The organism is Citrobacter sp. CK188 (genome assembly GCF_030333525.1).
Classification (GTDB): Bacteria; Pseudomonadota; Gammaproteobacteria; order Enterobacterales; family Enterobacteriaceae; genus Citrobacter_B; species Citrobacter_B koseri.
Map to the genome: position 1 here is coordinate 338,919 of NZ_JAOWFU010000034.1, position 15,282 is coordinate 354,200.

The following is a 15,282-nucleotide window of genomic DNA, read 5'->3' on the forward strand; positions in this document are numbered from 1 at the left end:
GCAATGAAATATTCCTTAGGGCCGGTGCTTTACTATTGGCCGAAAGAGACGCTGGAAGCATTTTATCAGCAGGCTGCCACCAGCAGCACCGACGTGATTTACCTTGGCGAAGCGGTGTGCAGCAAACGCCGCGCCACCAAAGTGGGCGACTGGCTTGATATGGCGAAATCCCTTGCCGGAAGCGGCAAGCAGATCGTGCTCTCCACGCTGGCGCTGGTACAGGCCGCCTCTGAATTAGGCGAACTAAAACGCTATGTGGAAAACGGCGACTTCCTGCTGGAGGCCAGCGACCTCGGCGTCGTGAATATGTGCGCCGAGCGCAAGCTGCCGTTTGTCGCCGGTCACGCGCTTAACTGCTATAACGCGGTAACGCTGCGTCTGCTGCTTAAACAGGGCATGGTGCGCTGGTGCATGCCGGTCGAGCTTTCCCGCGACTGGCTGGTGAATCTGCTGAACCAGTGCGATGAGCTCGGCATCCGCAATCAGTTTGAAGTGGAAGTGCTGAGCTACGGTCATCTGCCGCTGGCGTACTCCGCCCGCTGTTTTACCGCGCGTTCGGAAGACCGCCCGAAAGACGAGTGTGAAACCTGCTGCATCAAGTACCCGAACGGGCGCAACGTGTTGTCGCAGGAGAATCAGCAGGTGTTCGTGCTTAACGGTATTCAGACCATGAGCGGCTACGTTTATAACCTCGGCAACGAACTGACCTCCATGCAGGGGCTGGTCGACATTGTGCGCCTTTCCCCGCTGGGTACGGAGACATTCGCCATGCTCGACGCCTTCCGCGCCAATGAAAACGGCAGCGCGCCGTTGCCGCTGGCCGCGCACAGCGACTGCAACGGTTACTGGAAACGCCTGGCCGGTCTGGAACTACAGGTGTAACTGAACCTTGCCGGATGGCGGCATAAATGCTTTATCCGGCCTACGGTTAGACTGATAAACTTTTGCCGGATGGCGGCATAAATGCTTTATCCGGCCTACGGTTGGACTGATAAACTTTTGCCGGATGGCGGCATAAATGCCTTATCCGGCCTACAATGCGTTTGTAGGCCTGATAAGCGAAGCGCCATCAGGCAGTTGATGTTTGCTCCCCGCCTTATACCGCTCACTTTGTTAACAACGGTAATCAAATTTTAATGCAGTATTAAATGATTCACCGACGACAAAGTGAGCCGTTATGACTGACAAAACCATTCCATTTTCGCTGCTGGATCTGGCACCGATCCCCGAAGGCTCCTCTGCGAAAGAGGCCTTCTCACACTCACTGGATCTCGCCCGTCTGGCAGAACGGCGCGGCTATCACCGCTACTGGCTGGCGGAACATCACAACATGACCGGTATCGCCAGCGCGGCGACATCGGTGCTGATTGGCTATCTGGCCGCCAATACCACCACGTTGCATCTGGGTTCTGGCGGGGTGATGCTCCCCAACCACTCACCGCTGGTTATCGCCGAGCAGTTCGGTACGCTGAATACGCTCTATCCTGGACGGATTGATCTGGGCCTGGGGCGCGCGCCGGGAAGCGATCAGCGCACCATGATGGCGCTGCGCCGTCATATGAGCGGCGATATTGATAATTTCCCGCGCGACGTCGCTGAACTGGTGGACTGGTTCGACGCGCGCGATCCCAATCCACATGTACGCCCGGTTCCGGGCTATGGCGAGAAGATACCGGTGTGGCTGCTGGGTTCCAGCCTGTACGGTGCACAGCTGGCGGCGCAGCGTGGTCTGCCGTTCGCCTTCGCCTCCCACTTCGCGCCCGATATGCTGTTCCAGGCGCTGCATCTCTATCGCACCCAGTTCAAGCCGTCCGCGCGGCTGGAAAAACCGTATGCGATGGTGTGCATCAATATCATCGCCGCTGACAGCAATCGCGATGCGGAATTTCTGTTTACCTCTATGCAGCAGGCGTTTGTGAAACTGCGTCGCGGCGAGACCGGGCAGCTACCCGCGCCAATTCAAAATATGGATCAGTTCTGGTCGCCGTCCGAGCAATATGGCGTGCAGCAGGTGCTGAGCATGTCGCTGGTGGGCGATAAAGCCAAAGTACGTCACGGGCTGGAATCTATTCTGCGCGAAACGCAGGCGGATGAGATTATGGTCAACGGGCAGATTTTCGATCATCAGGCGCGGCTGCATTCGTTTGACCTGGCGATGCAGGTGAAAGAAGAGTTGGTGGGGTAGTGCGTTGTTTTGCCCGGTGGCGCTTCGCTTACCGGGCCTACGAGATTGTTCAGGCCGGATAAGGCGTAGCCGCCATCCGGCACAACAAACTTACTGGTACACTGGTAGCAAGTTCACGCTCGACAGAATATGCACCAGCGCGTTGCCGATACCGAATACCAGGATCAGCGCAATCATCGGCTTGCCGCCCCAGACGCGGAATTTCGGGCTGCCGAAGCGTTGGCGTGAAGCTCGCGCCAGCAGAGCCGGAACAATGGCTGCCCAGATGGTTGCCGCCAGCCCCGCATAGCCGATAGCATACAGGAACCCGTTCGGCCACAGCAGACCGCCAATCACCGGCGGCAGGAAAGTCAGCAGCGCAGTTTTGCAGCGCCCCAGCGCCGAATCATCAAAACCAAACAGATCCGCCAGATAGTCAAACAGACCGAGCGTCACGCCGAGGAACGAACTCGCTACCGCAAAGTTAGAGAACACCACCAGCAGCAGATCCAGACTGCGGCTGTTCAGTACGCCGCTCAGCGCCTGTACCAGCACATCAATATTACCGCCCTGCTGCGCAATACCGATAAACGCCGGGCGCGGAATATTACCCATCGTACCCAACAGCCAGATGGTATACAGCACCAGCGCCATCAGCGTACCGTACACCAGGCATTTCACGATGGTACGCGGATCTTTACCGTAATACTTCATCAGGCTTGGCACGTTGCCGTGATAACCAAACGACGCCAGACAAAACGGCAGTGTCATCAGCAGGTACGGCGTGTAAGACGCGTTGCTTTCGGCCACGTTAAACAGCGTCGCCGGCGTGACGTGCCCCAGCAGACTGCCGAACGTCAGAAAGAAGGTGATGACTTTCGCGCCCAGCACAATCGCCGTCATCCGGCTAACCGCTTTGGTACTTAACCAGACAACAAAAGCCACCAGCAACGCAAACGCAAAACCTGCCGCCCGCGCCGGAACGTTCAGCGACATTTCAGCAAAGGTATGATGCAGAATCGAGCCGCTCGCCGAGATATAGGCGTAGGTCAGGATATAGAGCACAAAGGCAATAGAGATCCCATTCACCACGTTCCAGCCTTTACCCAGCAGGTCTTTGGTGATGGTGTCAAAGCTGGAGCCAATCCGGTAGTTGAGGTTGGCTTCGAGGATCATCAGCCCGGAATGCAGCATACAGAACCAGGTAAACACCAACGCCGCCATCGACCAGAAGAACCACGCACCGGACATGACCACCGGCAGGGAGAACATTCCCGCGCCAATAATGGTGCCGCCGATGATCACCACGCCGCCAAGCAGCGAAGGTGACGTTTGGGTGGTGGTTAGTGTTGCCATTCAGCCCTCTCTCCAGTGAATAATATTGCGACTACATTTTATTGTGTCGCACTGTACCAGTACGCGAGTACAAAGGAAATAAAAAAAGCCCCGATCGCAATCATCGGGGCTGTATATTTTACTTTACGGTGCGAGACCGCGATTTAGCGTGAATTACGCATCACCGCCGAAACGACGACGACCGGTGGAGTCGTCACGACGCGGCGCACGGCCTTCACGACGCTCACCGCTGAAACGACGACCATCACCACGGCCACCTTCACGACGTTCGCCGCCAAAACCACGACCGCCTTCACGACGCTCGCCACCGAAGCTACGACCACCGCCACGACGCTCGTTACCGGAATGCGGTTGCGCATCGCCCAGCAGCTGCATGTTCATCGGCTTGTTCAGGATGCGGGTGCGCGTAAAGTGCTGCAACACCTCACCCGGCATACCTTTCGGCAGCTCAATGGTGGAGTGGGAAGCAAACAGCTTGATGTTACCAATGTAACGGCTGCTGATGTCGCCTTCGTTAGCAATCGCGCCAACGATATGACGCACTTCAACACCATCGTCACGGCCCACTTCAATGCGGTACAGCTGCATATCGCCAACGTCACGACGTTCACGACGCGGACGATCTTCACGGTCACCACGGTCAGCACGCGGGCCACGATCGTTACGATCGCGCGGACCACGGTCATCACGGTCACGGAATTCACGTTTAGGACGCATCGGCGCATCCGGCGGTACGATCAGCGTGCGTTCGCCCTGCGCCATTTTCAGCAGTGCGGCAGCCAGCGTTTCGAGATCCAGCTCTTCGCCTTCTTCGGTCGGCTGGATTTTCGCCAGCAGCGCGCGATACTGATCCAGATCGCTGCTTTCCAGCTGCTGCTGAACTTTCGCTGCAAATTTTTCCAGACGGCGTTTGCCCAGCAGTTCTGCGTTCGGCAGTTCCACTTCCGGGATGGTCAGCTTCATGGTGCGTTCAATGTTGCGCAGCAGACGACGCTCGCGGTTCTCAACGAACAGCAGCGCGCGGCCAGCACGACCCGCACGACCGGTACGGCCGATACGGTGAACGTAAGACTCGGAGTCCATCGGGATATCGTAGTTTACAACCAGGCTGATGCGCTCAACGTCCAGGCCACGGGCCGCAACGTCAGTTGCAATCAGGATATCCAGACGACCGTCTTTCAGACGCTCCAGAGTCTGCTCACGCAGCGCCTGGTTCATATCGCCATTCAGCGCGGCGCTGTTGTAACCGCTACGCTCCAGCGCTTCAGCCACTTCCAGGGTCGCATTTTTAGTACGAACGAAGATAATCGCCGCATCAAAATCTTCAGCTTCCAGGAAACGCACCAGCGCTTCGTTTTTACGCATGCCCCAGACAGTCCAGTAGCTCTGGCTGATGTCAGGACGCGTGGTCACGCTGGACTGAATGCGCACTTCCTGCGGCTCTTTCATAAAGCGGCGGGTAATGCGACGAATCGCTTCCGGCATGGTGGCAGAGAACAGTGCGGTCTGATGACCTTCAGGAATCTGCGCCATGATGGTTTCAACGTCTTCGATGAAGCCCATACGCAGCATTTCGTCAGCTTCGTCCAGCACCAGACCGCTCAGTTTTGAGAGATCCAGCGTGCCGCGTTTTAAGTGATCAAGCAGACGTCCCGGCGTACCGACAACGATCTGCGGCCCTTGACGCAGGGCGCGTAACTGCACGTCATAACGCTGGCCGCCGTACAGGGCAACCACGTTCACGCCGCGCATATGTTTAGAGAAATCCGTCATGGCTTCAGCAACCTGAACCGCCAGTTCGCGGGTCGGTGCCAGCACCAGAATCTGAGGTGCCTTCAGCTCAGGATCAAGATTGTTAAGCAGCGGTAAGGAGAACGCTGCGGTTTTGCCGCTACCGGTCTGGGCCATACCCAGAACATCGCGACCGCCCAGCAGATGCGGGATGCACTCTGCCTGGATTGGAGATGGTTTTTCGTAACCCAGATCGTTAAGGGCGTCAAGGATAGGAGCCTTCAGGCCCAGATCTGCAAAAGTGGTTTCGAATTCAGCCATGTAGTACGTGTGCCTCAAAATTAATGGCGGCCAGTCTACATAACTCATCATGAAATTGATCTGCAATTTTCATTGAAAAGTGTGAACCGGCTCAAAGTAGGTGTATTAACGAACAACAACGCCCTCACCCGTGAAGGTGATGGCAATCAAAAAGATTACGGGCTGATGTGTACGTCAGCTATTGCTGGTCCGATTCTGCCAGGTCATCTTGGTCCTGGCCCAGGAGCGATAATTCCAACAATGCGTATCGGTGCTCAACAAAGTTATGAACGTTGTTAGCCACCGCCAGTTTGAACAATGCCGTAGCGTTGTCCAAATCCCCCAGACTTAGGTAATACTTACCTAAATAGAAGTTGGTTTCACTGAGATGCTCAGCGAGCGAGGTGTTATCCGTTGCGTCCGCCTTCAGGCGTTCCATCAGCGTTGCTTCGCTAATGTTGCCCAGGTAGAACTCGACAATGTTCCATCCCCATTGTTCTTTATCCGATTTCTCGAAGCGTTGCTTTAACGCTTCTTTCGCCTGCTTCTCATCGAGCTTCTGCTCAGCGAGATAAAGCCACAGGCTGCGGAAAGGATCATTGGGATCGTCTTGATAAAACGCCAGCAGATCATCTTGCGCTAACTTGTCGCGACCGCCGTAATACAATGCGATACCGCGATTTAAGTACGCGTAGTTGTAAGTTGGATCAAGCTCAAGTACAGAATCAAACGCTTCATAGGCAGCATCAAAATTGCCTGCCTGCGTTAAATAAATGCCTAAGTAATTGAATATTTCAGGCATATCCGGTCGGATTGCCAGCGCTTGTGAAAAATCATTTCGCGCTAATGCCCTCAGACCCAGACTATCATACAACACTCCGCGCTCATATAAAAGCTGTGCGCGTTCGTCATCGGTTAAAGCCCGACTGGCAAGAATTTGTTCCATGCGTGCCAGAATCACTTCCTGCTGCAAAGTCGGTTGCAATGGCACCGCGAGGACTTCACTCTTACGCCAGGCAGAGTTGCTGCATCCTGCCAGCGTGAGTGCTGTCGCAACGAAACACCAGCGCAAAAAAGGCTTCATTTCCCACTCCCGAAGACAACGATTGAATGAACGTCCTGTTCCCCGGTTGCTGACAAGGCGTCCTGCCGGGTCAAAGGCCCTCCGCCAAAGCGGAGGGCAAATGGCAACCTTACTCGCCCTGTTCTGCTGCCGGAGCTTCCGGCGCAGCAGCTGGTTGAGACTGCTCAGTTGCTTCTTTAATGCTCAGACGTACGCGGCCCTGGCGATCAACTTCCAGAACTTTAACCGGTACTTCCTGACCCATTTGCAGGTAATCGGTCACTTTCTCTACGCGCTTGTCAGCGATCTGAGAGATGTGTACCAGACCTTCTTTACCGCCGCCAATGGCAACAAACGCGCCAAAGTCAACGATGCGGGTCACTTTACCATTGTAGATACGGCCCACTTCGATTTCCGCAGTGATCTCTTCGATACGACGGATAGCATGTTTCGCTTTTTCGCCGTCGGTCGCCGCGATCTTCACCGTACCGTCATCTTCGATTTCGATGGTGGTGCCGGTTTCTTCGGTCAGAGCACGGATAACAGAACCGCCCTTACCGATAACGTCTTTGATCTTGTCCGGGTTGATCTTGATGGTGTGGATACGCGGAGCAAACTGAGAAATGTCGCCACGCGGCGCGTTGATCGCCTGTTCCATCACGCCCAGGATGTGCAGACGCGCACCTTTTGCCTGGTTCAGCGCAACCTGCATGATCTCTTTGGTGATACCTTCAATTTTGATATCCATCTGCAACGCAGAGATACCGTCGCGGGAACCCGCCACTTTGAAGTCCATATCGCCCAGGTGGTCTTCGTCGCCCAGGATGTCAGACAGAACAACAAAGTTGTCGCCTTCTTTCACCAGACCCATCGCGATACCCGCAACGGCCGCTTTAATCGGCACGCCTGCGTCCATCAGCGCCAGGGAAGCGCCACACACGGAAGCCATAGAGGAAGACCCGTTGGATTCGGTAATTTCAGACACCACGCGAACGGTGTACGGGAATTTGTCCATTTCCGGCATAACTGCCAGAACGCCGCGCTTCGCCAGACGACCGTGACCAATTTCACGACGCTTCGGAGAACCGACCATGCCGGTTTCGCCAACGGAGTACGGAGGGAAGTTGTAGTGGAACAGGAAGCTGTCAGTGCGTTCGCCCATCAGTTCATCAAGAACCTGCGCGTCACGAGCGGTACCCAGCGTCGCCGTGACCAGCGCCTGCGTTTCGCCACGAGTGAACAGCGCGGAACCGTGAGTACGCGGCAGCACGCCAGTACGCACGTCCAGGCCACGGATCATGTCTTTTTCACGGCCATCAATACGCGGCTCGCCGGCCAGTACGCGGCTACGAACAACGTTTTTCTCGATAGCGTGCAGGATTTCGCCCAGTTCGTTTTCGTCCAGGGTTTCGTCTTCTGCAACCAGCGCAGCGATGGTTTCAGATTTGATCACGTCAACCTGAGCATAACGCTCCTGTTTGTCGGTGATACGGTAAGCGTCGCTCAGGCGAGCTTCGGCCAGTGCAGCAACGCGCGCGTTCAGCGCTTCGTTTACCGCTTCCGGCTGCCAGTCCCAACGCGGTTTGCCCGCTTCTTTCACCAGATCGTTGATGTTCTGAATCACAATCTGCTGCTGCTCGTGGCCGAATACCACGGCGCCCAGCATGGTGTCTTCGCTCAGCAGTTCTGCTTCGGATTCAACCATCAGAACAGCCGCTTCAGTACCGGCAACCACCAGGTCCAGCTTACTTTCTTTCAGTTCGTCCTGAGTCGGGTTCAGTACATACTGGTCATTGATATAACCAACACGCGCGGCGCCAATCGGGCCGTTGAACGGAATGCCGGACAGAGACAGCGCGGCGGAAGCACCGATCATCGCGACGATATCCGGGTTAACCTGCGGGTTAACGGAAACGACGGTTGCGATAACCTGAACTTCGTTAACGAAGCCTTCTGGGAACAGCGGACGAACCGGGCGGTCAATCAGACGCGCAATCAGGGTTTCGCCTTCGCTCGGACGGCCTTCACGACGGAAGAAGCTGCCCGGGATACGGCCAGCAGCGTAAGTACGCTCCTGATAGTTAACGGTCAGCGGGAAGAAATCCTGGCCCGGCTTCGCTTTTTTCTGACCAACAACGGTAACGAATACCGCAGTGTCATCCATGCTTACCATAACGGCGGCAGTTGCCTGACGCGCCATCATGCCAGTTTCCAGCGTAACGGTATGCTGACCGTACTGGAATTTACGAACGATCGGATTAAGCAAAATAATACCCTTTCTTAATTTTTGACGGCACACTCAGGCGCCATCGTTAATACCCGATCTTCTGCGCATCCTCGCGACTAATGACAACCCTAACCCATGCTCTTTGGGTGAAGCCTCTCATTAGCCGCGCGAACCTCTGCAACGGAAGATCATCCATAGCAACAATACATTAGTTTCCAGTGAATTGCTGCCGTCTGGTTGAAAAAAGGGGCCATGAAGGCCCCCTCTTTCTGAAACTCGCAAGAATTAGCGACGCAGACCCAGACGCTCGATCAGCGCGGTGTAACGTGCAACATCTTTACGTTTCAGGTAGTCGAGCAGTTTACGACGCTGAGAAACCATGCGCAGCAGACCACGACGGCTGTGGTGATCTTTTTTGTGCTCTGCAAAGTGGCCCTGCAGGTGATTAATCTGTGCAGTCAGCAGAGCAACCTGAACTTCGGTAGAACCGCTGTCGTTAGTACCACGACCAAACTCAGAAACGATTTTAGCTTTAGCTTCAACGCTTAGAGACATGATGAACTCCAAAAATAATAAAGAATGAAAGGGTGCCAATCTCTAATTCAGCGACCCCATGTAAACGCCGCGCGAACTTGTTAAAAAATTTACGTGACGTTAAGCGGCGGTATTCTACTCGTAGCGTCCTGTTATCGCAAGACGGAGCAGCATTACGCCGGGTACTCAACCACTAACCGACGAGGCGCCACGCGGCCTTCATCGTCGATTTCGCCCATGCCAATAAATTTTTCGTCATCACCTTCCGTCACGCGAACCAGCCCTTCAAGCGGCACGCCTGTCGTCCGTACCGGGTTACCGTTTTTAAAGTAAACCGATGACGTTAAAGGAAGATTGACAACTGGATAGTCCGAAGCCGGACTGTCCATCGGCATCAGCAGTGGATCTAACAGTTGCGCAGCCGGAATATCCTGCCGTTCCGCCTGTTCAACAAGCTCACGTAACTGTTCCAGCGTGACCATACGGTCAACCGGATATTTACTGACCGCCAGACGTCGCAGGAAGATCACATGCGCGCCACACCCAAGTTTCTCACCCAAATCATCGATAATGGTGCGAATGTAGGTGCCCTTCGAGCAGTGAACCTCCAGCTCCAGTTCATCCCCTTCATGGCGAATAAACAGCAGTTCGTAAACGGTAATCGGGCGGGCTTCACGGGGAACTTCAATCCCCTGACGCGCATATTCGTAGAGCTTCTTGCCCTGATACTTCAGCGCCGAATACATCGATGGAATCTGCTCGATATCGCCACGGAACGTCTCCAGCGCGGCAGCTAACTGCTCTGCGCTGAAGGTCACCGGACGTTCCTGCACGATTTGACCATCGGCATCGGAGGTGTCGGTACGCTGCCCCAGGCGGGCAACCACGCGATAACGTTTGTCAGAATCCAGCAGATACTGCGAAAACTTTGTCGCTTCCCCGAGGCAGATGGGCAACATGCCCGTCGCCAGCGGGTCCAGCGCGCCGGTATGTCCGGCACGGTTGGCGTTATAGATGCGTTTTACTTTCTGCAAGACGTCATTGCTGGACATGCCCTGCGGCTTATCCAGCAGCAGGACGCCGTGAATGTCGCGACCACGACGACGAGGACGACTCATTAGTCCTCCTTGCTGTCGTCCGGGTTCACACGACGTTCTTCGTCATGTTTCACCACGTTGGTCACCAGGTTAGACATACGCATCCCTTCAACCAGCGAGTTGTCGTAGAAGAAGGTCAGTTCCGGCACGATACGCAGACGCATCGCTTTCCCCAGCAGGGTACGGATAAAGCCAGACGCTTCCTGCAACGCTTTGATGCCCGCTTTTACCGCGTCTTCATCTTTGTCGTTCAGAAAGGTGACATACACTTTGGCATAGGCCAGATCGCGGGACATCTCCACACCGGAAACGGTGGTCATCATGCCAAGACGCGGATCTTTAATTTCGCGTTGCAGGATGATAGCGATCTCTTTTTGCATTTCCTGGGCTACGCGCTGCGGGCGACCAAATTCTTTCGCCATAATAAATTCTCCAGAATAAAGACAAAAAAGGGGCCAAAAGCCCCTTTTTAAATTTCATGCCGGGTGGCGTGGGCTATAAATTGTAGGCCTGATAAGCATGGCGCCATCAGGCATTACATTGCCGGATGGCGGCGTAAACGCCTTATCCGGCCTACAACCCGGCCGACCTTACGCAATCGTACGTTGGATCTCGATGATCTCGAACACTTCGATCATATCGCCAACGCGAACGTCGTTGTAGTTCTTAACGCCGATACCACATTCCATGCCGTTACGGACTTCGTTAACGTCATCTTTGAAGCGGCGCAGGGATTCCAGCTCGCCTTCGTAGATAACCACGTTGTCGCGCAGTACGCGGATCGGGTTGTGGCGTTTAATCGTACCTTCAGTAACCATACAGCCTGCGACAGCGCCAAATTTCGGTGATTTGAACACGTCACGGACTTCAGCCAGACCAATGATCTGCTGTTTCAGTTCTGGAGACAGCATGCCGCTCATTGCCGCTTTCACTTCGTCGATCAGGTTATAGATGACGGAGTAGTAGCGCAGATCCAGGCTTTCCGCTTCAATCACTTTACGCGCAGAGGCATCGGCACGCACGTTGAAGCCAACCAGGATCGCATTGGATGCAGCAGCCAGGGTTGCGTCGGTTTCGGTGATACCACCTACGCCGGAACCGATGATCTTCACTTTCACTTCGTCGGTAGACAGTTTCAGTAAAGAGTCGGAGATCGCTTCCACAGAGCCCTGAACGTCCGCTTTCAGTACGATGTTCACTTCATGAACTTCGCCTTCGGTCATGTTAGCGAACATGTTCTCAAGTTTAGATTTCTGCTGACGCGCCAGTTTAACTTCGCGGAATTTACCCTGACGATACAGCGCAACTTCACGGGCTTTCTTCTCGTCACGAACCACGGTCACTTCATCACCGGCAGCCGGAACACCGGACAGACCCAGGATCTCAACCGGAATGGACGGACCCGCTTCCAGCACTTCCTGACCCAGTTCGTTACGCATTGCACGAACGCGGCCATATTCGAAGCCGCACAGGACGATGTCGCCTTTGTTCAGCGTACCTTCACGAACCAAGACAGTTGCAACCGGACCACGACCTTTATCCAGGAAGGATTCGATTACCGCGCCGCTCGCCATGCCTTTACGAACTGCTTTCAGTTCGAGGACTTCAGCCTGCAACAGGATTGCATCCAGCAGTTCGTCGATGCCAGTACCCGCTTTTGCAGATACGTGGACGAACTGGCTTTCGCCGCCCCACTCTTCCGGCAGGATGCCGTACTGGGACAGTTCGTTTTTAACACGATCCGGATCGGCTTCTGGCTTATCGATCTTGTTCACCGCAACCACAACCGGCACACCCGCCGCTTTCGCATGCTGGATAGCTTCGATGGTCTGTGGCATCACGCCGTCGTCTGCCGCCACAACCAGAACAACGATATCCGTTGCCTGCGCACCACGAGCACGCATAGAGGTAAACGCGGCGTGACCCGGGGTATCCAGGAAGGTGATCATACCGTTGTCGGTTTCAACGTGGTAAGCACCGATGTGCTGGGTAATGCCGCCCGCTTCGCCAGAGGCCACTTTCGTTGAACGAATGTAGTCCAGCAGAGAGGTTTTACCGTGGTCAACGTGACCCATGATGGTCACAACCGGAGCACGCGGTTCTGCCGCCGCACCTGTATCACGGTCGCTCATTACCGCTTCTTCCAGCTCGTTTTCACGACGCAGGATAACTTTGTGGCCCATCTCTTCGGCAACCAACTGTGCGGTTTCCTGGTCGATGACCTGGTTGATGGTTGCCATCGCGCCCAGTTTCATCATCGCTTTGATGACCTGAGAGCCTTTTACCGCCATCTTGTTCGCCAGCTCGCCAACGGTGATGGTTTCACCAATCACAACGTCACGGTTAACAGCCTGAACCGGTTTCTGGAAGCTCTGTTGCAGAGCAGAACCTTTACGGTTTTTACCGCCTTTACCGCCGCGAACGGCCGCACGGGCTTCTTCACGATCGGCTTTCGATTCAGAGTGTTTGTTGCCTTTTTTCGCCGGACGCGCTGCTTTCGCATTGCGACTACGACCACGGCCGCCTTCAACTTCACGGTCGTTTTCGTCTTCGGCCTGGCGGGCGTGTTGAGACGTGGTAACGTGATAATCGCTGGTGTCTTCAGTCGGCTCCGCGTTATCAGTCCATTTGTTCTCTTCCGCCATGCGGCGAGCTTCTTCTGCTACGCGACGCGCTTCTTCTTCAAGTTTGCGACGCGCTTCTTCTTCCGCTTTACGCTTCAGCTCTGCTGCTTCATTTTCACGGCGGGCTTTTTCGGCCTGGGCGGTTTTGGTCATATCGTCAGTCTGTTGATTGCTCACTTTGTCTTTTTCCGCAGCTTCACGTTTCGCTTTTTCAGCGGCGTCACGTTTAGCTTGTTCTGCGGCCTCACGGTCAGCTTTTTGTTGCGCCTCGCGTTTGGCTGTTTCTTCTGCCTCACGACGGGCTTGCTCTTCCGCTTCACGCTGCGCCTGCTCTTCCGCGGCGAGACGTTCTGTCTCTTGCGGATCGCGTTTCACAAAGGTGCGTTTCTTGCGGACTTCGATTTGTACCGATTTACTTTTTCCACCGGTACCTGGAATATTCAACGTGCTGCGCGTTTTACGTTGCAGCGTCAACTTATCCGGCCCTGAACCATTTTCACGATTCAGGTGCGCCAGTAAAGTCTGTTTTTCTTGTGCGGACACAGAGTCATCAGCAGACTTCGGGATACCGGCATCAGCGAATTGCTGTACCAGGCGATCCACGGAGGTCTGTATCTCTGCGGCCAGCGCTTTTACGGTTACATCTGTCATGCTGTTCCTTCCTGCTACAGTTTATTACGCTTCGTCGCCGAACCAGCAAATATTACGGGCAGCCATAATCAGCTCACCGGCTTTTTCGTCGGTCAACCCTTCGATATCAGCCAGATCATCAATGCCCTGCTCAGCGAGATCTTCCAGCGTACAAACACCACGGGCAGCCAGTTTGAATGCCAGGTCGCGACCCAATCCTTCCAGATTCAGCAGATCGTCAGACGGTTTGTTATCACCAAGGCTTTCTTCCTGGGCCAGTGCCAGAGTGGTCAGTGCGTTTTTGGCACGCTCGCGCAGCGCTTCAACGGTCGGTTCATCCAGCCCGTCGATTTCCAGCAGTTCTTTCATTGGCACGTAGGCCAGTTCTTCCAGCGTCGCGAAACCTTCTTCAACCAGTACGGTTGCGAACTCTTCATCAATATCGAGATATTTGGTGAAGGTATCGATAGCTGCATGTGCTTCAGCCTGATGCTTAGCCTGCAAGTCATCAACCGTCATCACGTTAAGTTCCCAGCCGCTCAGTTGCGCAGCCAGACGGACGTTCTGACCATTACGTCCGATCGCCTGAGCCAGGTTACCGGCTTCAACAGCGATATCCATGGTGTGTTTATCTTCATCCACCACGATAGAAGCGACGTCTGCTGGCGCCATCGCGTTAATCACGAACTGCGCCGGGTTATCATCCCACAGGACGATATCGATACGCTCGCCGCCCAGTTCAGTAGAAACAGCCTGAACGCGCGCACCACGCATACCCACACAGGCGCCGACCGGATCGATACGCTTGTCGTTGGTTTTCACCGCGATTTTCGCACGGGAACCCGGATCGCGGGCCGCCGCTTTAATCTCAATGACTTCTTCGCCGATTTCCGGTACTTCGATACGGAACAGCTCGATCAGCATTTCCGGTTTGGAACGCGTCACAAACAGTTGCGCACCGCGCGCTTCCGGGCGAACGGAGTACAGAACGCCACGAATACGGTCGCCAGGACGGAAGTTTTCGCGCGGCAGCATATCTTCACGCAGGATCACGGCTTCAGCATTGCTGCCCAGATCCAAAGAGATGTTGTCGCGGTTTACTTTCTTCACCACGCCGGTGATGATTTCGCCTTCGTGCTCGCGGAACTGATCGACCACCATCGCACGCTCGGCTTCACGTACTTTCTGTACGATAACCTGTTTTGCCGTCTGGGTGGTGATACGGTCAAAGGTGACCGATTCAATCTGATCTTCAACGTAGTCGCCCAGGTTCAGGCTTTCGTCTTCAAAACGCGCCGCTTCCAGCGTAATTTCTTTTGTCGGCAGCGTGACTTCTTCTACGATTAACCAACGACGGAAGGTATCGAAATCACCGCTTTTACGATCGATTTGTACGCGAACATCGATCTCTTGTTCGTATTTTTTCTTCGTTGCTGTAGCCAGCGCACTTTCCAGCGCTTCAAAAATCTTCTCGCGTGGCAGCGCTTTCTCATTGGAAACGGCTTCAACAACGGCCAAAATTTCTTTGTTCATCGCGGGCTTTTCACCTCAATCCA

12 protein-coding genes are annotated in these 15,282 nt (G+C 54.7%); 2 read left to right on the forward strand and 10 right to left on the reverse strand.

Annotation, left to right across the window (positions count from 1 at the left end; translation table 11 throughout):
- Nucleotides 1-3 precede the first annotated feature (3 nt).
- Together OGV67_RS15275 and OGV67_RS15280 are read left to right on the forward strand one after the other, a co-directional pair.
- Nucleotides 4-882, forward strand: a complete 879-nt coding sequence (locus tag OGV67_RS15275) for a U32 family peptidase (RefSeq protein ID WP_115614384.1) — start codon at nucleotides 4-6, stop codon at nucleotides 880-882.
- 295 nt (nucleotides 883-1,177) lie between these two features.
- Nucleotides 1,178-2,185: a luciferase-like monooxygenase gene (locus OGV67_RS15280; protein ID WP_115614383.1), complete on the forward strand. Its 1,008-nt coding sequence runs from the start codon at nucleotides 1,178-1,180 to the stop codon at nucleotides 2,183-2,185.
- Nucleotides 2,186-2,275: 90 nt separating this feature from the next.
- On the opposite strand, the gene mtr is transcribed toward OGV67_RS15280, so the two are convergent.
- The 10 genes from mtr to nusA all read right to left on the reverse strand — a co-directional run bounded on the left by mtr (nucleotide 2,276) and on the right by nusA (nucleotide 15,259).
- A complete protein-coding gene (mtr, locus tag OGV67_RS15285) occupies nucleotides 2,276-3,520 on the reverse strand; it encodes a tryptophan permease (RefSeq protein ID WP_115614382.1) in 1,245 nt (414 codons plus the stop codon).
- A 153-nt stretch (nucleotides 3,521-3,673) separates the two neighbouring features.
- A complete protein-coding gene (deaD, locus tag OGV67_RS15290) occupies nucleotides 3,674-5,572 on the reverse strand; it encodes an ATP-dependent RNA helicase DeaD (protein ID WP_024130983.1) in 1,899 nt (632 codons plus the stop codon).
- Nucleotides 5,565-5,645, reverse strand: coding sequence for a protein YrbN (yrbN, locus tag OGV67_RS15295; protein ID WP_010723222.1), 81 nt, complete (start codon nucleotides 5,643-5,645; stop codon nucleotides 5,565-5,567). The genes deaD and yrbN overlap by 8 nt, the downstream gene beginning before the upstream one ends.
- A 105-nt stretch (nucleotides 5,646-5,750) precedes the next feature.
- Nucleotides 5,751-6,635 carry a lipoprotein NlpI gene (gene nlpI / locus OGV67_RS15300; protein WP_286465713.1) on the reverse strand — a complete coding sequence of 295 codons (885 nt, stop codon included), beginning with the start codon at nucleotides 6,633-6,635 and terminating at the stop codon, nucleotides 5,751-5,753.
- 109 nt (nucleotides 6,636-6,744) lie between these two features.
- A complete protein-coding gene (pnp, locus tag OGV67_RS15305; protein ID WP_047461008.1) occupies nucleotides 6,745-8,880 on the reverse strand; it encodes a polyribonucleotide nucleotidyltransferase in 2,136 nt (711 codons plus the stop codon).
- Between the two features lie 246 nt (nucleotides 8,881-9,126).
- Complete coding sequence (gene rpsO / locus OGV67_RS15310; protein WP_003861789.1) at nucleotides 9,127-9,396, reverse strand: 30S ribosomal protein S15; 270 nt, start codon at nucleotides 9,394-9,396, stop codon at nucleotides 9,127-9,129.
- A gap of 152 nt (nucleotides 9,397-9,548) precedes the next feature.
- Nucleotides 9,549-10,493: a tRNA pseudouridine(55) synthase TruB gene (truB, locus tag OGV67_RS15315; RefSeq protein ID WP_049010997.1), complete on the reverse strand. Its 945-nt coding sequence runs from the start codon at nucleotides 10,491-10,493 to the stop codon at nucleotides 9,549-9,551.
- On the reverse strand, nucleotides 10,493-10,894 hold the full coding sequence (rbfA, locus tag OGV67_RS15320) for a 30S ribosome-binding factor RbfA (protein WP_001040203.1): 402 nt from the start codon (nucleotides 10,892-10,894) through the stop codon (nucleotides 10,493-10,495). The genes truB and rbfA overlap by 1 nt, the downstream gene beginning before the upstream one ends.
- A 168-nt stretch (nucleotides 10,895-11,062) precedes the next feature.
- Complete coding sequence (gene infB / locus OGV67_RS15325; RefSeq protein WP_012135301.1) at nucleotides 11,063-13,747, reverse strand: translation initiation factor IF-2; 2,685 nt, start codon at nucleotides 13,745-13,747, stop codon at nucleotides 11,063-11,065.
- 24 nt (nucleotides 13,748-13,771) lie between these two features.
- Complete coding sequence (nusA, locus tag OGV67_RS15330; protein ID WP_012135303.1) at nucleotides 13,772-15,259, reverse strand: transcription termination factor NusA; 1,488 nt, start codon at nucleotides 15,257-15,259, stop codon at nucleotides 13,772-13,774.
- Nucleotides 15,260-15,282: the final 23 nt, after the last annotated feature.